The 16,289-nt window shown below is 70.2% G+C and carries 15 protein-coding genes and 2 pseudogenes; 8 read left to right on the forward strand and 9 right to left on the reverse strand.

The window, feature by feature from the left end:
• Window positions 1-87 precede the first annotated feature (87 nt).
• Both DEJ46_RS38425 and DEJ46_RS38430 read left to right on the forward strand, forming a co-directional pair.
• The gene (locus DEJ46_RS38425; protein WP_150273824.1) at window positions 88-1,527 is read left to right on the forward strand and encodes an FAD/NAD(P)-binding protein; all 1,440 of its coding nucleotides are present in this window, start codon (window positions 88-90) and stop codon (window positions 1,525-1,527) included.
• Between the two features lie 512 nt (window positions 1,528-2,039).
• The gene (locus DEJ46_RS38430; RefSeq protein WP_150273826.1) at window positions 2,040-2,786 is read left to right on the forward strand and encodes a phosphotransferase family protein; all 747 of its coding nucleotides are present in this window, start codon (window positions 2,040-2,042) and stop codon (window positions 2,784-2,786) included.
• Between the two features lie 214 nt (window positions 2,787-3,000).
• On the opposite strand, the gene DEJ46_RS38435 is transcribed toward DEJ46_RS38430, so the two are convergent.
• Both DEJ46_RS38435 and DEJ46_RS38440 read right to left on the reverse strand, forming a co-directional pair.
• On the reverse strand, window positions 3,001-3,438 hold the full coding sequence (locus DEJ46_RS38435; RefSeq protein ID WP_150273828.1) for a DUF5959 family protein: 438 nt from the start codon (window positions 3,436-3,438) through the stop codon (window positions 3,001-3,003).
• Window positions 3,439-3,790: 352 nt separating this feature from the next.
• Window positions 3,791-5,206: an FAD-dependent monooxygenase gene (locus DEJ46_RS38440; RefSeq protein WP_223835408.1), complete on the reverse strand. Its 1,416-nt coding sequence runs from the start codon at window positions 5,204-5,206 to the stop codon at window positions 3,791-3,793.
• 136 nt (window positions 5,207-5,342) lie between these two features.
• Here DEJ46_RS38440 and DEJ46_RS38445 point away from each other — a divergent pair, with 136 nt between their 5' ends.
• The 4 genes from DEJ46_RS38445 to DEJ46_RS40365 all read left to right on the forward strand — a co-directional run bounded on the left by DEJ46_RS38445 (window position 5,343) and on the right by DEJ46_RS40365 (window position 7,214).
• Window positions 5,343-5,909 (forward strand): TetR family transcriptional regulator, encoded by a 567-nt coding sequence (locus tag DEJ46_RS38445; RefSeq protein WP_150275171.1) that lies wholly within the window; start codon window positions 5,343-5,345, stop codon window positions 5,907-5,909.
• A gap of 369 nt (window positions 5,910-6,278) precedes the next feature.
• Entirely contained in the window at window positions 6,279-6,548 is a 270-nt protein-coding gene (locus tag DEJ46_RS38455; RefSeq protein WP_150273832.1) for a hypothetical protein, read from the forward strand.
• A gap of 85 nt (window positions 6,549-6,633) precedes the next feature.
• A complete protein-coding gene (locus DEJ46_RS38460; protein ID WP_150273833.1) occupies window positions 6,634-6,933 on the forward strand; it encodes a hypothetical protein in 300 nt (99 codons plus the stop codon).
• A complete protein-coding gene (locus DEJ46_RS40365; protein WP_223835409.1) occupies window positions 6,930-7,214 on the forward strand; it encodes a hypothetical protein in 285 nt (94 codons plus the stop codon). The genes DEJ46_RS38460 and DEJ46_RS40365 overlap by 4 nt, the downstream gene beginning before the upstream one ends.
• Before the next feature lie 11 nt (window positions 7,215-7,225).
• On the opposite strand, the gene DEJ46_RS38470 is transcribed toward DEJ46_RS40365, so the two are convergent.
• The 4 genes from DEJ46_RS38470 to DEJ46_RS39440 form a co-directional block, all read right to left on the reverse strand.
• The gene (locus DEJ46_RS38470; protein ID WP_150273835.1) at window positions 7,226-7,462 is read right to left on the reverse strand and encodes a hypothetical protein; all 237 of its coding nucleotides are present in this window, start codon (window positions 7,460-7,462) and stop codon (window positions 7,226-7,228) included.
• Window positions 7,463-7,502: 40 nt separating this feature from the next.
• Window positions 7,503-8,333, reverse strand: coding sequence for a hypothetical protein (locus DEJ46_RS38475; RefSeq protein WP_150273836.1), 831 nt, complete (start codon window positions 8,331-8,333; stop codon window positions 7,503-7,505).
• A 22-nt stretch (window positions 8,334-8,355) separates the two neighbouring features.
• Entirely contained in the window at window positions 8,356-10,140 is a 1,785-nt protein-coding gene (locus DEJ46_RS38480) for a vWA domain-containing protein (protein ID WP_190623106.1), read from the reverse strand.
• A 172-nt stretch (window positions 10,141-10,312) separates the two neighbouring features.
• Window positions 10,313-10,477 carry a hypothetical protein gene (locus DEJ46_RS39440; RefSeq protein ID WP_190623109.1) on the reverse strand — a complete coding sequence of 55 codons (165 nt, stop codon included), beginning with the start codon at window positions 10,475-10,477 and terminating at the stop codon, window positions 10,313-10,315.
• Window positions 10,478-10,837: 360 nt separating this feature from the next.
• On the opposite strand from DEJ46_RS39440, the gene DEJ46_RS38485 reads away from it, so the two are divergent.
• A complete protein-coding gene (locus tag DEJ46_RS38485; protein ID WP_190623112.1) occupies window positions 10,838-12,100 on the forward strand; it encodes a DUF418 domain-containing protein in 1,263 nt (420 codons plus the stop codon).
• Window positions 12,101-12,754: 654 nt separating this feature from the next.
• Window positions 12,755-14,323: pseudogene (cimA, locus tag DEJ46_RS38490) on the forward strand (citramalate synthase); the annotation flags it as partial.
• Window positions 14,324-14,710: 387 nt separating this feature from the next.
• On the opposite strand, the pseudogene DEJ46_RS40370 reads toward cimA, so the two are convergent.
• From DEJ46_RS40370 to DEJ46_RS38505, 3 genes and pseudogenes are all read right to left on the reverse strand, one after another.
• Window positions 14,711-15,152 (reverse strand): annotated as a pseudogene (locus tag DEJ46_RS40370) (LuxR C-terminal-related transcriptional regulator); the annotation flags it as partial.
• 19 nt (window positions 15,153-15,171) lie between these two features.
• Complete coding sequence (locus DEJ46_RS38500; RefSeq protein WP_150273841.1) at window positions 15,172-15,531, reverse strand: ArsR/SmtB family transcription factor; 360 nt, start codon at window positions 15,529-15,531, stop codon at window positions 15,172-15,174.
• Between the two features lie 193 nt (window positions 15,532-15,724).
• Window positions 15,725-16,099, reverse strand: coding sequence for a hypothetical protein (locus tag DEJ46_RS38505; RefSeq protein ID WP_150273843.1), 375 nt, complete (start codon window positions 16,097-16,099; stop codon window positions 15,725-15,727).
• Between the last annotated feature and the right edge of the window lie 190 nt (window positions 16,100-16,289).

Here is a 16,289-nt window from a genome sequence, read left to right on the forward strand (position 1 = left end):
GGCCTCGGCACTGGAGGCGGCGAGTCTCGATGAGGCCGCAGCTCCCTCTCGGCAGCGGCCCGGAACGTGAAGGGAAGAACGAAGACCATGGACATCGCAATCGTCGGAGCGGGTGCTGCCGCGGCCGGTCTGCTGGACAGCCTTGCGGCCACCGCCGACAGCCCTGGCGCCATCACGGTGTTCGAGCCGTCCCCGCATCTTTGGCGTGGCCGCCCGTACGGCCCTGACCTGGACACGGTGCTGGTCAACGCACCACCGGCCATCATGTCGATCCGCCACCTGGACTTCGGGCACTACGCGGCTTGGCTGGGCACGCGTGGCCCGGCTCACCTCGACGAACGGCTGGGCCTGCCGCTGGTTCCGCGCGCCCTCTACGGCGAGTACCTGGCACACGCCGCGGAGACGGCGTTGGACACCCTGCGTGAAGTCGGCTGGCGGGTACGGGTCGTCCCCGCCCGCGTCATTGCGGCAGCCCGGTCTCGGGCCGACTGGTCGCTCCGCACCGAGGACGGACGTGGGCACGAGGCCGACCACGTGGCCTTGTGTGTGGGCGGGGGGACGCCGCGGGACCACTACGGTCTCGGCGGCTCCTCCGGTTTCGTGGAGGATCCGTACCCGCTGGCACGCACACTCGACCGGGTCGCGGCCGGCAGCGACGTCGCGGTCATCGGGAGCGGTCTGACCGCGGTCGACGTGGCCGTGTCGCTCGCCGCGCGCGGGCACACCGGGCCGATCACGCTGCTGTCCCGCAGCGGTGTGCTGCCCCACGTCTGGCAGCGCCCGGTCGAGCACAGGCCGCAGCATGTGACCGCCGAGCGGGTGGCGGCGCTGCACCGGCAGCACGGTGCCGTCACTCTCCAGGACCTCATCGGGCTGCTGCGAGCGGAACTGGGCGAGGCCGGAGAGGACTTCGAAGGCTTCGTGGCCGACCTGCTGGCGACCACGACCGAAGATCCGGTCCGGCGCTTGCGGGCGCAACTGGACGCTGTCGACGACTCCAGGATCGGCCGCCGGGTCCTCCAGGAGACAGCACACAGCCTTGGACCGTACGCGTGGCGGCTGCTGCCCGAGCCCGACCGCGTGCGGCTGCAGCGGCACTTCCGCATGGCGACGAGCGTGGCCTCACCGATGGTCCCGGTGAACGCCTCCACCATGATCCGGCTGTTGGACTCCGGGCAACTCACCGTCGCCGCGGGCGTCCGCAAGATCGAGGCGGCGGAAGGTGTGATCCGGGTACGCCGCGACGACGGCGAAGGCACCTTCGACGCCGTCATCAACGCCGTGAACCCGCCACCGCGGGCGATCCCTCGGGGGGCCGGGCAGTTGGTCACGACCTTGCTGGCCGACGGCTCCGCCGAGCTGCACCCGAACGGCGGGCTGGTTCCGGCTGACCCGCGCCTGCACGTGGTGGGAGACCTCGCCGGGGGTGGTCCGTTCATTACGTCAAGCATTGCGGGCATAGCAGCCCAAGCGGCACGGGCCGCGCAGGCGATCGTCGCGGCCGGCGACGGAGGAGCCACGTCCTGACCGATCACGGAATGCGCGGGTCGAACGGGCTTCCCGCCGGGGTGGTCCTTCCGTCGTACGTGCATGAAGGCAGGGCGTGTCGGTGGCTCGGGGACGCGAATCCGACCAAGGAATGTCGGAGGCCCTCGGTGTATGACGCGTAGTCGCCGCCTGCGAGCTGCTCAAGTCGCTCGGCGGCGGCCATGGAGCCGGAGCTGTCGCTGCGTACGGAGTGGTGAAAGGTGAGGGCGAGGACGGCAGCCCTCGAGGTACACGCTCGCACCGCAACCGCATGGCTCCCAGCTGATCAGCTTCTCGATGAACCCGAAGGCACACGGCAAAAGCGTAGGTGACTGCTTCGCCCTGAACGTGCGGGCCGCCCAGTAGCGACTCCTCACAGAAGTACGGGGCTTGACCTGGTCAAGGGGCAGTGTCGTGCACGAGGCTGTCGGGTAGCGGGACACGATCAGCTGCGTCATCGCACGCGATAACTCCGGCGACGTCGGCGATCACCTCCGGGATACTGATCGCCCATGGATGAGGTCAAAGTCGTCGTCGCCCATTCCGAGCGCGCGACCCTGCGCGTCGGCGACGTGTTTCTGAAGGTGGACGCCGACCAGGCGCGTATCGACGCCGAGGTCGAGGCGATGTCCCTCGCGCCGGTCCCGACCCCGGAGGTCCTGTGGCGCAAGCCGCCCGTGCTCGCGATCGCTGCGCTCCGGGGGACGACGCTCGGGCGCCTCGGCGGGCCGTCGACCGGGTCGTCGGCGGCCTGGGCCGCGGCGGGTGCCGCCATCCGGAAGCTGCACGACGCGCCGCTGCCGCCCCGGCCCGGCCGGGCCGGCCGGAGCATCGTCGCACTGGCGGCGGAACTCGACGACGAGTGCGAGTTGCTCGTGACGAACGGCCTCCTGCCCGCTGGCCTGGTCAGCCGTAACCGCCGGGTCGCCGAGGCCGCGCTCCGGCCGTGGACCCCGGCGTTCACGCACGGCGACCTGCAGATCGCGCACGTCTTCGTCGACGGCGACGAGGTGACAGGCATCATCGACTGGTCAGAGGCGGGCCAGGGCGATGCTCTGTACGACCTCGCCACCTTCACGCTCGGACACGAGGAACACCTCGACGACGTCCTCGCCGGCTACGGCACCGACATCGACCTCGATGTGATCCACGCGTGGTGGTCGTTGCGAAGCCTGCTGGCAGTTCGCTGGCTGACCGAGCACGGCTTCGACCCGTTCGCACCGGGCTGTGAGGTCGACGTGCTGAGATCCCGGGTGTGAGGCTGCGCGGGTACCACTGCTCTCCGTATGCTCGAGGGCCGCAACGTGGTGGGGAGCGCTGCTTCAGTCGGCTCAAGCAAGTCCGTTCGGTCGCAACGCGGTTCGACAGGTCGCCGGCCGCTACTGGGCCGGGCTGCACCTCGCCTCGCCCGTTCTGTGGCTGCGCAACCCTGCCGCGTGAACGCTTGCGGGGCAGGGGGCGAAGGAGACGTTCTCAATTGCGGTGCAGGGGCCACGCCTGCCGGACTCTGTCCAGTCGGGCGCGATGGTCTTCGAGCCAGCCGTCAGCCAACTCAATGGTGACCTTGACGGTCGCCAGGGACATCGAGCGGTCGGCAACCGAAACCGTGGCACGTTCGAGACCCTCCTCGAGGTCAACGTGGAGTTCGGTTGCTCTCTTGTTCTCCCTCCAGGCGATGTTTTCCCCACCGGCCAGAGTGCTGAGAGCCGTCTCCCACTCCATGAGGTCCAGAGGGAAGATCCAAGTCTTGAGGCTTCCGTTGACGAAGCTTGTTCCGACACAGATCTCGCCGACCAGGACGGCGGGGTCCTGTTGAGATGTGCCGATTTCTTGGCCTGTTACGCGAAGGACAACGCTGTTGCCCTCGATGCCCGCCAGGTGGATCAAGTCAATCGGGCCTTGTGTTTCCATGCCAACTCCCGTCCCTCGACTACACGACCACGGAAAACTACTTCACTGTCCGACCGATTCCGATCGACTGCCCCGGCCGGAGCGGCGAGGCCGGCCTCTCGCGCGTGAGGGCGCCGGCCTCTGGAGCGGTGGCTGTCGTACCGGCGGAGCCGGGCGGCCATGGCCTTCTCAGTGATCCCGAGCGCCCCCCCCGGACTGCACGGGTGGTGACAGAGTGTCCGGTCAGCAGAGCCTCCGGTCTTCGTGAACGGCTTGTCTGTCGGCTGCCGTTCCTCCCGTTCCTCCCGTCCGGCGAATCCACAGCTCACGTACCTGGGCACGCTGCCCGAGCCGTAACGTCATGGCCTGGCTTCTAGCCCTCCCAGTACACGTAGCCGTCGGGGCGGACCAGCATCGTCGTACGGCGCGAGGGGTCGGCCCAGGCGGCGTTGGTGACCTGGCCGGGGGCCTGCGGTGCGTCGGCCGGGGTGGCGTCGGTGCCCTGTGGGGTGATCAGGACGAAGTTGCCGTCGCGCAGGAGTTCGTAGAGCCGGCCGTGGTCGAGCGCCGCGTCGGGGGCCCGCCGACCGCCGTTGTGCGGGGCGGCGACGCCCGTGTCGTAGCCGATGCCGATGCCGCTGAGCTGGTTCATGGCCTTGTCGGAGGCCGGGCGCAGGGTGTTGAGCACGGTGGCCGCCAGCGTGCGTGCGGCCCGCTGCGGGAGCGTGTGGGCCATGGCCAGACGGACTATGGTGCCGCTGCTGCGGAGCACCAGTTTGCCGACGGGGTGCCGCTCGCTCTGGTAGCTGTCGAGGAGTCCCTCGGGGTTCGGGGCGTCGCCGCGCAGGACCGAGATCAGCTTCCAGGACAGATTGGCCGCGTCCTGCAGGCCGGTGTTCATGCCCTGGCCGCCGGCGGGGGAGTGGACGTGGGCGGCGTCGCCGGCGAGGAAGACCCGGCCGGCCCGGTACGCGGGGGCCTGGCGCTCGTCGCTGTGGAAGCGGGAGATCCAGCGGGCGTCGTGCATGCCGTAGTCGGTGCCGAGCGCCTGGCGTGCGATCTCGGCGACCTCGTCGAGGTCGACGGGCTCGCTGTCGGGTACCTGGCGGCTTCGGTTCCAGCCCATGACCCGGTACCAGCCGTCGCCGAAGGGGGCGATGAAGGCGAAGGAGTCGCCCCCTCCGTTGACGGTCAGCAGGCCCTCCGGCTCCTTGGCGAGCTTGACGTCGGCGAGCACGATGGAGCGGATGACGGAGACGCCGGGGAAGGGGAGCCCGAGCGCGTTGCGGACGCCGCTGCGGTGGCCGTCGGCGCCGACCAGGTACTGGGCGGTGAGGGTGATTCTCTTGCCGCCGGGGTCGGCGAGTTCGGCGGTGACGGTGTCTTCGTCCTGACGCAGTCCGCGCAGTTCGGTGGAGTGGCGGAACTCCACGCCGGCGGCCAGGGCGCGGCGCTCCAAGAGGCGCTCGACGTGGGACTGCGGGGTGATCAGGAGGAAGGCGTAGCGGCTGGCGAGCCGGCCGAGGTCGAGCGAGAGATGGCCGAAGAGCCGCATGCCGGTGAGCTTCATGCCGGTCTCGACGAGCTCGTCGGCGAGGTTGCGGGCGTCGAGGAGTTCGAGGGTGCGGGCGTGGACGCCGAACGCGCGGGTCATGTTGCTGATGCCGTGCGGGCGGCGCTCGACGAGTGTGACCCGCCGTCCGGCGGCGGCGAGGTCGCCGGCGAGCAGGAGGCCGGTGGGGCCCGAGCCCACGACCAGGACGTCCGTGTCGGTCTTCGTGTGCTGCACGACTGCCTCCCCGGTGCGACCGGCGGTGCCGGCTCGCGGTTGTGTTATGCCAACGCTTGTTGGTCAACGCTCGTAGGCAACCATGCCGCGCTCCGACTGGCATGTCAACACCTGTTGGCCTACAGTCGTTGGCATGATGACCGCACCACGCCGTTCCGATGCCACCCGCGCTGCGATCCTGGACGCGGCCCGCGAGCGCTTCGCCGCCGACGGCTACGAGCGCGCCACCATCCGGGCCATCGCCCGGGACGCCGGGATCGACCCGTCGATGGTGATGCGCTACTACGGCAACAAAGAGGGCCTGTTCGCCGCCGCCTCCGAGTTCGACCTGCGGCTGCCCGAGGTCGGCGCGCTGCCCGCGCGGGACATCGGGGCCGTGCTCGTCACCCACTTCCTCGACCGCTGGGAGCAGGACGAGGTGCTCACCGCGCTGCTGCGGGTCGGCGTCACGAACGAGGCCGGCGCGGAGCGCATGCGGACGATCTTCAGGGAGCAGCTGGGGCCGATCGCGGCAGGTGTCTGCCCCGACCCCGCCGAGGCCGCGGACCGCGCGTCGCTCGTCGCCTCCCAGATCCTGGGCATGGCGCTCGCCCGCTATGTGCTGCGGCTGCCGCGTGCGGTGGACATGCCCCGTGAGGAGATCGTGGCCTGGCTGGGGCCGACCGTGCAGCGGTATCTGACGGATCCGTCGGCGGTGGGGTGACGGGAGGGGCCTGCCATAGAGGCACGGCGGATGCTTCTTCGCGCTCTCTGCATGCCGCAGCAGAATTCCGCCCGGCGCGGTGCACTCTTGGACGCTCTGTACGAGGAGTCGCGCCGCCGGGCGTGGAGTTGCCGTTTCCACTGTCGCCCCGCGCCCACGCAGTACGAGGGCGGCGCCGCCGGACAAGAACCGATACCGGGTCCCTCGCAGCACAGCTGATGCATCGTCCTGCCCGGCAGTGCCTTCCTATGACGTCCGGCGTCCGGCGTCCGACGTCCGGCGTCCGACGTCCGGCGTCCGGCGTCCGACGTCCGGCGTCCGGCGTCCGGCGTCCGGCGGGAAGCGTGGGATCCCGCTGCGGAGCCGAGCATGACCAAGACCGGCAGCGGCCACCTCGAGCGCCGCGCCCGCGACCTCGCCCGGCCGACCGACTCGAACCTCCACCTGCCGCACCTGACCACCCACCATCACGGCGACGAGGGTGGGTACGTCACCATCACGAACATGCCCTGGCCACGTCGGACCAGCGCATACACCACCGTGCGCAGCATGAGCCGTTCGCAGTGGACGAGGCATCTGCCGAGATCCGCTACACCGGCTCCCGCAGCCGCACGTTCGTACTGCTCGGTCGGATCGTAGGCGCCGATACGCGGCGTGGACCACGGACCGCGCACGGCCGCGTACGCTGGCAAGCGACAAGGAACGACGCCCCGGGGAGGCAGACGTGACGGCACGTGAGACGTGGACGGTGGACAGGCTCCACCACGCCCTGCCGCACTCGGCCTCGAGGCAGCAGCTCCTCGCGGACGTGAACCTCACCCCGATCGGCGAGCTCCCCGCGGTCCTCGACCGGTGGGCCGCGGCCGCCGACACTCTCCTGGCCGCCGCTCCCCGCATCGCCGCCGCCCGCGCCCAGCACGCCGGCGCTACCGTGCCCGGTGACACGACGGTCGACCACACCGGTGATGTCCTGCGCGACGCCGGCCACCGCCCCGACCGCGAGCCCGGCCGGGGCGCCGCGTGACCTACCGGCTCCACTTCCCCGCCGACGTCTTCGACATCTACAAGCAGCTTCCCGACGAGGCCCGCCAGGACCTCGCTGTCTGCCTCGTCGACGCGCAGGAAGACCCCCTTGGGCACTCCGAGCCGTACGGCGAGGACGACGGCCTCATCCGCACCGTCGCCCGCGGGCACGTCACCGCATGCTCGCCGGCTCCCCACAGCGACAGCGTGCCTGCACGTACGCCTGTCAGGTGGGCACACCCAAGGGGACCTCTGGGCGAGCCGTCCCCGGACGGCGGCTGAGGCGCGGGGCCTCACGACCGCCGGCGGCTCTCCTGTGCGCGGGTGAGCAGTTCCTCGTTGACGGCCCTGCCGGCCACCGTGCGGACGAACACGGAACCGAAGCAGACGATGAGGAAGAGGATGGCCGCCGGGAACACCTCGGCGGCCGAGAAGACCAGTGCGGCCAGGAACGCGCCGAAGGCGGTCCAGCTCGCCGTCCTCCAGGTGCGGTCCTTCCGCTTCAGCTGGTCGTCGTCGAGTCTGGCCATGTGGGCTTCCTTCCGTCACGGGCAGGAGGGGGAGCGGGCCTCACGGAGTGGTGCCCTCGTCGCGCAGGAGACGGGTGATCTCGTCGAGTCTGTCCAGGCCTGCCTGGACGGCTTCGAGTTCGTCGCCGAGGGCCGTCAGGTCGAGAGGGCGGGTGCCCGCTTCGTCGGCGGCTCTGAGGGAGACCATCATGGAGCCGCGTTCGGCGGCCGCTTCCAGGCGCAGGGCCGTGGTCTCGAGGGTCGCTGTCATGTGGTCCCTGAGGTCCGCGAGGCGGGTCAGGGAGTCCCGCCGTTCGGCGACGGCGCGTGCGGAGGCGAGTTTGGCTTCCCGGACCGGGCCGGGGGCAGCCGCGGTGGCCTCCTTCTTCAGCCGGTGTTCGTCGCGGCGCAGTGCCTCACGGTCGGTGCCCGCGGTGGTGGCGTCGATGACGCCCACGGCGGCCGCGCGGGCGCGCAGCTGGTCCACCGCGGAGCGGATGTTCTCGGAGGCGTTCGCGAGGGCTTGGGCGAGGGTCGGGTCGGTGGCGTCACGGCGGTGGCGGTCCAGTTTGGCCGATGCAGCGGACGCCCGGGTCAGCCAGGGGCGTGTGTCGGCCGGCACCGGCCGGTGACCGCCGGGCGGCGCCTCGGCCGAGGGCGCGGCCCCCCTGGCGGACCACGGCGCGCCCGGTGCCGGTGCCTGGGTCGAGGCGCCGTCGAGGTAGGTCACCGCCGTGTGGGTGCCCCAGGTGAGGACGCCGATCGTGAGGCCGATCAGGGGGACGCTCCAGAGCGCGGCTCCGGCCAGGACGGCCGTCGCTGCTCCGGCCGCGCCCAGGACGGCTCCCGCGGCGGCGGCGGCGGACCGGGGGTTTCGGACGCGTCCGGTCATGGTGATCATTCCGTTCGGGATGTCAGAAGTTGCTGATGACGGAGCGCATCACCTTGTCGATGACGGCCGGGTCGCGGGCGTCGTACGCATCCGCTTTGGAGGCCTTGGCGATCTTCTGCAGGACGGTGAAGTCGGCCTGCTCGCTGAAGGCGACGGTGAAGACGCGGACGGAGCGCTCCAGGTTCTTCGCGTCGATGTCGCGCAGCAGGCTGTCGAGGTCGTTGTCGGCCGGGTACTCGTTCCTGCCGTCCGTGAGCAGGACGACGGCGTTGATCCGGTCGGTGTCGAGCTCGGCGAGCACGGCGCGCTGCGCGGCGCGGACGGTCGAGTAGAGCGCCGTGCCGCCCTCCGCGTGCAGTCCGCCGATGGCTCGGACGAGCCCCGCCTTCCCGTCGGCGATGCGGCGCGGTGGGAGGATCTGGCGGTACGGCTCCGCCTGTCCTCCGGTCTCGGTGGAGAAGGCCCACAGTCCGACCTCGTCGTCGGGGTGGTAAAGGTCGAGTGCCTTGACGGCGGCGGATTTGGCCGCCTCCAGGCGGCTGCGTCCCTCTCCGGCGGGCTGGTTCATGGAGCCGGACACATCCATGATCATGACGACGCGGGCCTTCTTGCGCAGGTCGTCCCAGCTGTCGAGGATCCGCCCCAGGACGGCGGGGGCCGGCGGGTCGATCGGCGTGAGCTTCTCCGCGGGCCGCAGTCCGACCGACGCGGCCAGCTCCGCGCCCGCCGTGCCTTGGTGGTCGCGGAACCCGAGCTGCTGAAAGCGCCTCTGCTGAGACTTCTCCAGGAGGAAGTCCTGGAAGTCGGCGGCCGCGGCCTTCTGCCGGTCAGTGGCGGAGGGCAGCACGATGAACGGGTGGTCCATCATGAGCGTGCCGTCGGCCGGATGCACCGCCACCAGCGGGACAGTTGGCTTCCTGCCCTTGCCGATGCGTTCCGGATCGCCCGTGGGGCTGCCCTGGTTGTACAGGTGGAGCAGCTGCTCCTGGACGGGCACGGCGCTGGTGTACGAGAGTGCCGTGCCGGCGGCGTCGGCCTCGGCGAGGTTGGACATGTAGACCGTCGCGTCGGATGCGTAGTGCAGGACCCCGGACTCGACGCCCGCCACGAACTCCCGGGCCTTCGGATCCCGGACGTCGGCCTCCGTCAGATCGCCCGAGCGGCCCGTCGCGGCGTAGAAGGCGGCGACGGTGGAGGCGAGACCCGAGGTGGAGGTGCGAGGGTTGTCCTTCCCCAGGTGGAAGGCCCCCCACTCGGGATGCCCGAAAGCACCCCAGCCCTTCTTGGTGAGTGAGAGGACGTCCTTCCAGCCGACCTGCCTGTCCGGCCAGCCGAGCGCCTGCGCCATCGGCCGCGGCATACCGATGACCAGCGGACTGGTGGCCAGCGACACAGGCTCGGCCACCGTCACGGACCGGTCGGCGGCAGTGGCCTTGCCGGTGAGGAGCGTCAGCCACAGGGACGAACTCGGCGTCCACACCTGCGGCTCGGGCATACCGTCACGCTTCTCGTCCCATCCGGCCGCCAGCGCCTCCATCGCCACACCCGAGCTCTGCTCCAGAACCCTCACGTCGGCACACTCGCCCCCGCCGAACTCGCGTCTCGCGTGCCCGTACTCCTCGGCGAGGTCGGCGAGGAGCTCCGCCTTCTCCGTGGACGAGTTCACGGTGAGCTGAACCGAGCAGTCTCGCTCCTCGCCCCCCGTCGCGGCCCGGACCCCGAAGAACGTGGCCAGGATCGCCAATAGCCCCACCCCGGCCGTCCACCACAACGCCTTGCCCCGTGATCCGTACGGATGCCTGCTCACGTCCGCCCCCTCGTCTCGGCGCACCCCTGCCCCGTCGCAACCATGGCCGTCCAACTTGATGGCACAAAAGGATTGTTGAACGATCCTCACTTGATCGCAACCCTCAGGCGCTGATCAACAAGCAGTCAGTCAGGGGCAGTTCACGCACACATGCAGCGTTCCGGCTGGTCTTTCACGCCGGGCGGGGGTCCCGGTCGGGCAGGCCCCAGAGCGAGCCGTGCAACCCGACTTCGGTGAAGTAGGCCGCCGCGGCGGCGGGGTCGGGCGAACCGTGGCCGGCGTCCAGGCGCAGGGTGCGCCAGCTGCTGGGAGGGCGCCGCAGGGCGGCGAGATCCATGGCGTAGCCACACTTGTGGCCCGTCTTGTGCGGCCAGGTGCCGACAGGGCGGTGAGCGCGGAGAGTTCCGGCGCGCTCTGTGTAGGCGACATGGACACCGAAGGCTGGGGAGTTCGTCCACCGCGCGGCAGTGTCCGACGCCCTGCCGGCGATGTCCGCACCGCTCTTCCCGCCCCGGAGCACGCGATGAGGGCGGGGCCGGTACGTCAGCGGCGACCACTGCGTCACGGGCTTGATACTGCGACCGCTGCGGTCGCCCGTGAGGATGACATCCCGTGGCTCCTCGTACGCCGTTCGATGGAGAGCGGGCTCGTCCGTGATCACGTCGAGCTCCGAACCGCGAACCTCGACGATGGGAGCATGACCGAGTTACCGCTCAATGGCCCCTCGGCGCCGGCGGGTTCGCCTCGCTCGAGGCCCGCTGCTGCTCCCGCGTCGGAAGTCGCCGCCAAGAGCGCGCGCGTCGCCACCGGGGGCAGACTGACACTGCTCGACGTCCTGCGCGGCGCCGCGATCCTCGGCACGCTCATGACCAATGTCTGGATCTTCACCGGGCCCGGTTCCGAGTGGGGCGTTCTGCAATCGGGTGGCACCGGCGGAACGGGCTTCGGATCTCTTCCGGCCGCGGCCGAGAGCGCCTTCCGGTTCCTTGCGGACGGAAAGTTCCTCTCGATGCTGACCATCCTCTTCGGCGCCGGCCTGGCCATCCAGTACGACTCCGCCGCCAGGCGCGGACAACCTTGGCCCGGCCGCTACAGGTGGCGGGCCCTCTTCCTGTTCGTCGAAGGCGCCCTGCACTTCGTGCTCGTCTTCGCCTGGGACGTGCTGATGGGGTACGCGGTCACCGCCCTGGTCGTGGCGCACGTCCTGACCCGCTCCGAACGGACGCGAGAACGCGTCATGTGGTGGGCGGCCGGACTGCACCTGGCCCTGATGGGTCTGCTGACCGTGGCACTGGCCGCCGCACCCGACGACGGGGAGGACAAGGGAACGGCGGATGCAGTGTCCCAGCAGGTCGTCGACCTCTACGCGGAGGGCAGCTACCTGGAGCAGATCTCCTTCCGACTGGAGAACATGATCGCGATGCGCATCGAGCCGATCCTCTCCTTCGGCCTTCTCGTGTTCCTCTTCCTCCTCGGCGTTCGGCTGCTGCGGGCGGGCGCGTTCGGTGCCGACGACACCGGCCGGCGCATCCGGAGCCGGATGCTCGTCTGGGGCCTGGGACTCGGCATCCCGCTCACCGTGCTGACGGCCATCGGCGGCGAGTCGTACTTCCTGGTGGGTCGCTACTGCGCGGGGCCGCTGGTCGCCATCGGCTACATCGGTCTGATCGGTGCCGCACTGGATCGCGTGCGCCGCCCCGGACCACTCACGATCGGCCTCACCAACGTCGGCCGCACCGCCCTGTCGGGATACGTCCTGCAGAACGTGCTGTGCGTCGTCGCCTCGTACGGCATCGGGTTCGGTCTCGCCGCGCGGCTTGGGGACACGGCCCACCCGTGGTGGGTGATGGGGCTGTGGGCGGCGGTGTGCCTCGTGCTCATGGCAGCGTCCACCCTCTGGCTGCGCCGCTTCTCCACCGGCCCTTTGGAGTCCGTACAGAAGTGGGCCCTGCGACGCTGAGCGCCTGGCCGCAGGCGGGGTGCTCTGATGCACGAGGCGGCCCGTTCGCCGCTCAGGACAGGGCGCGCGCTCACTGCGGTCTCCCTCATGGGCGGATGGCGCCCGGCCCGTTCTGGACCAGGGGTGCTTCCTTCGGACAGAGCCTCCCCGACTGCGGAGAGCAGGTCGAAGGCGAGACCAGAGCCTGATCGCCCGCCCGCGGGACAGTGAGCTTCACCCCACCCAGTCCCGGGCGTCCGCGCCGGTCGAAACGCTGCGAGCGGCCCGGCCGGCCTGTGCAGGGGACCTGGCCCTTGCTCCGGGACGTCTGCGAGAGGGGCGCCGCGCCGAAGCCATGGCCTCGGTACGTGGGCCATGCCGCGACATTCGATGAGGCGGGGAAGCCTGACAGTCATCCTGGACGGTCTGACCAGATACTGAGATGGCCTCTCTGTGGTGGCCGGCTCGTGTGAGAATGCCCGTCATGCAGCGCCAGCTCATTATTAGCGCCAGCGTGCCGGCACCGGACTGACCTGGGGGCGATCCTCCAAGGCGGCTCACCGCCCGCACGCAGACCTCTCGCATTCCGCGAGGGGTCTTTTTTGTTTTCTTCATCAGCAGCCCTGACGCAGTGGCCCTACCGGGCCCGGCAGACCTGGACAGGAAACGCCCGCCATGACACACGACGTCTTTCACGTCTTCGACACCACGCTGCGCGACGGTGCCCAGCGCGAGGGCATCAACCTCACCGTCGCGGACAAGCTGACCATCGCCCAGCACCTGGACGACTTCGGCGTGGGCTTCATCGAGGGCGGCTGGCCAGGGGCCAACCCACGTGACACCGAATTCTTCGCCCGCGCGCGGAAACAGCTCCGCCTGAAGAACGCGCAGCTCGTCGCTTTCGGCGCCACGCGCCGCCCCGGCACCCGGGCCGCCGAGGACCCGCAGGTCAAGGCGCTGCTCGACTCCGGCGCCCCGGTGATCTGCCTCGTCGCCAAGTCGCACGACCGGCACGTCGAGCTCGCGCTGCGCACGACGCTGGAGGAGAACCTGGAGATGGTCCGCGACACCGTCGCCCACCTGACCTCCCAGGGCCGCCGGGTCTTCGTCGACATGGAGCACTTCTTCGACGGCTACAAGGCCAACCCCGACTACGCCAAGGCCGTCGTCCGCTCCGCGCACGAGGCCGGCGCCGAAGTCGTCATCCTCTGCGACACGAACGGCGGCATGCTCCCCGCCCAGATCCAGGCCGTCGTCTCCACCGTCATCGCCGACACCGGCGCCCGCCTGGGCATCCACGCCCAGGACGACACCGGCTGCGCCGTCGCCAACACCCTGGCCGCCGTCGACGCGGGCGCCACCCACGTGCAGTGCACCGCCAACGGCTACGGCGAGCGGGTCGGCAACGCCAACCTCTTCCCCGTCGTCGCGGCCCTGGAGCTCAAGTACGGCAAGAAGGTCCTCCCCGACGGCGCGCTCGCCGAGATGACCCGGATCTCGCACGCCATCGCCGAGGTCGTCAACCTCACGCCCTCCACGCACCAGCCGTACGTCGGCGTCTCCGCCTTCGCGCACAAGGCCGGTCTCCACGCCTCCGCGATCAAGGTCGACCCCGACCTCTACCAGCACATCGACCCCGAGCTCGTCGGCAACACCATGCGGATGCTCGTCTCCGACATGGCCGGCCGCGCCTCGATCGAACTCAAGGGCAAGGAGCTCGGCGTCGACCTCGGCGACGACCGCGCCCTCGTCGCCCGCGTCGTCGAGCGGGTCAAGGAGCGCGAGCTCCAGGGCTACACGTACGAGGCCGCCGACGCCTCCTTCGAACTGCTGCTGCGTGGCGAGGTCGAGGGCAGCACGGAGAGCTGTTTCGAGCTGGATTCGTGGCGGGTGATCACGGAGGATGTGCCCGGCGTGCCGCGCCAGGCTGAGGCGACGGTGAAACTCCGCGCCCAGGGCGAGCGGATCGTCGCGACCGCCGAGGGCAACGGCCCGGTCAACGCCCTCGACCGGGCGATGCGCCAGGCGCTGTGGTCGAAGTACCCGGCAGTGTCTTCGTTCGAGCTGGTCGACTACAAGGTCCGCATCCTGGAGGGCCGCCACGGCACCGCGTCCACGACCCGCGTCCTGGTCACCACCAGCGACGGCCACGGTGAGTGGTCCACGGTCGGCGTCGCGGACAACCTGCTCGCCGCGTCCTGCGAAGCACTTCAGGAGGCCCTCACCTACGGGCTCCTGCGCGCTCGCCGCGGAGCAGATGCACACCCTTGCCCCACCTCGCGTACAGGCGAGCTGGACCGGGACGATGCGGCGTGCACGCTCAGCGTGGCGCTCCGCGACAGCCGCGGAGCGCTGGGCCGGATCGCCGCTACGTTGAGCAGCATGCCCGTGCTGGCCCTGTCCTACGGAGTGGCGGACGCCTCCAGGGCCACCGCCGAGATCCGTCTGCCCCGGGCCCACTTGGCACGTGCGCGCGGCAGGCTGAACCGCATGGTGGACGTGCTGGATGTCGCCGATTCGTGACAGGGTCCCGGTGAGCGCGCTGCCTTCCGCCCGGTGATCAGGGGGGATGTCGTCCGGACTCGGGCGGGCAACCGGGGGGGAATGGGCCAGGCTGTGCGGGTGCGGAGCCTACTGGCGTCGGAACAGGCCGAGTCCGGTGGCGCCGGCGGTGGTGCGCGAGCCGACACCGAGCTTGACGTCGGTGCGGGCCGGTGGGGACTCGACGGGGTTCCTTCGGTGAGGTGTGGGCGGGCGCCGATGGCCTGGTCGGACAGGCCATCGGCGACCAAGGCAAGGACTGCGCGCTCGCGGTGGGTCATGGCTGTACCCGGGGTGCGCAGGCGATTCATCAGCCGGTCCGCGGCGGCCGGTGCCAGGGTGGTGGGGCCGATGGCGCCGGTGCGACCTGCGGTGGCCAGGTCCCCGGGTGGGTGTCTTTGAGGAGGCAGCCGGCTGCGCCAAAGCCGGCTACGCCAAAGTCGACGGTGGGCAGCGTGTCGGCGTCGGTGTCACACATCGAGACGATCACCACACGTGATGCCCCGGGCCGTGCGGTGATCGCGACGGGGGCCAGACGCCGGCAGGCTCGGTCATCGCCGGGGCGGACTCGCCTGTACCGCCGTGTCGGTGTCCCGGAGTTCGGCAAGCAACTCGGTCTGTCCGGCGAGCATTTCGGTGAGGATGCGCCGCGCGGCGCGCAGCAGGTCCGCCACGTCGCCGCCGGCGAGTGCGTAATTGACGGTCGAGCCGTCACGGACGGACACGACGATGCCGGACCGGCGGAGAACGGCGAGCTGCTGGGACAGGTTGGACGGCTCGATGTCGATCTCGTTCAGAAGATCGCGTACGGGTACCGGTCCGTTCTGGAGCAGTTCGAGTACGCGGATCCGGGCGGGGTGTCCGAGCATGCGGAAGAACTCCGCCTTCGCCTGGTACAGCGGCACCTGCATGTGACAACACTCCCGCCCGGGTACGACGCATCCAAGGGCTACCGGCCAGACCTGCCGGTCTCTCCATGCCCAGCTCCTGTCATTCTCCCGCCTCCCGGCTCCGGCACGCCCCCCGGCTGATCACTTTCAGATGTGTCGAGTTGAAGAATCTTTCAACTCATGGGCGCACGAAGCCGGTGGCAAGAGGGAAGGACTAGAGCTCCAGTTCCGCCTCTATGCGCTTCAGCTGGTGCCTGGCCATGGCCAGATTCGCCCGTGCCTTGTCCAGCACGAGGTACAGGAACAGACCGTTGCCCCCACGACCGCCCAGCAGCCGGATGAGGTGGTACTGGCTCCCGAGGGTGATCAGCACGTCCTCGATTTCGTCCCTGAGGTCCAGCATCTCCATCGCGCGGACCTTCGCGCGGATCACGTCGGTGTTCGCCGCCGCGGCCACCGACAGGTCGAGGTCCTTGCCCCCGCCCAGGGTTCCCAGCGCCATGCCGCTCGTGTAGTCGACGAGCGCCACCCCCAGACTCCCCTCGATCGAGGTCATCGCCTCCTTCAGAGACGTCTCCACAGTCAACATCTGTACTCACTCTCTGCGTTCGCGACCGCCCGGCCGACCTCACGCCACAGCCGGATCTTGAGAGCAGACGCTACCCACTGACGGCGGGGCCGTCAGGGACTTCGGAAATCCGGGCCGGAATCCGTCCCCGTGATCCGGCATCCGACGTTGCCGTGGGAGCCACGAAGCCCGGCGCCTGCGTCCTGCGGGT

Source organism: Streptomyces venezuelae (genome assembly GCF_008642375.1).
GTDB lineage: Bacteria > Actinomycetota > Actinomycetes > Streptomycetales > Streptomycetaceae > Streptomyces > Streptomyces venezuelae_G.

What these genes read in the sequence shown, in the direction of transcription:
- DEJ46_RS38425 (WP_150273824.1), top strand. Translation starts at nt 88, where the DNA reads ATGGACATCGCAATCGTCGGAGCGGGTGCTGCCGCGGCCGGTCTGCTG.
- DEJ46_RS38430 (WP_150273826.1), top strand. Translation starts at nt 2,040, where the DNA reads ATGGATGAGGTCAAAGTCGTCGTCGCCCATTCCGAGCGCGCGACCCTG.
- DEJ46_RS38435 (WP_150273828.1), bottom strand. Translation starts at nt 3,438, where the DNA reads ATGGAAACACAAGGCCCGATTGACTTGATCCACCTGGCGGGCATCGAG.
- DEJ46_RS38445 (WP_150275171.1), top strand. Translation starts at nt 5,343, where the DNA reads ATGACCGCACCACGCCGTTCCGATGCCACCCGCGCTGCGATCCTGGAC.
- DEJ46_RS38455 (WP_150273832.1), top strand. Translation starts at nt 6,279, where the DNA reads ATGACCAAGACCGGCAGCGGCCACCTCGAGCGCCGCGCCCGCGACCTC.
- DEJ46_RS38470 (WP_150273835.1), bottom strand. Translation starts at nt 7,462, where the DNA reads ATGGCCAGACTCGACGACGACCAGCTGAAGCGGAAGGACCGCACCTGG.
- DEJ46_RS38475 (WP_150273836.1), bottom strand. Translation starts at nt 8,333, where the DNA reads ATGACCGGACGCGTCCGAAACCCCCGGTCCGCCGCCGCCGCCGCGGGA.
- DEJ46_RS39440 (WP_190623109.1), bottom strand. Translation starts at nt 10,477, where the DNA reads ATGGATCTCGCCGCCCTGCGGCGCCCTCCCAGCAGCTGGCGCACCCTG.
- DEJ46_RS38485 (WP_190623112.1), top strand. Translation starts at nt 10,838, where the DNA reads ATGACCGAGTTACCGCTCAATGGCCCCTCGGCGCCGGCGGGTTCGCCT.
- DEJ46_RS38500 (WP_150273841.1), bottom strand. Translation starts at nt 15,531, where the DNA reads ATGCAGGTGCCGCTGTACCAGGCGAAGGCGGAGTTCTTCCGCATGCTC.
- DEJ46_RS38505 (WP_150273843.1), bottom strand. Translation starts at nt 16,099, where the DNA reads ATGTTGACTGTGGAGACGTCTCTGAAGGAGGCGATGACCTCGATCGAG.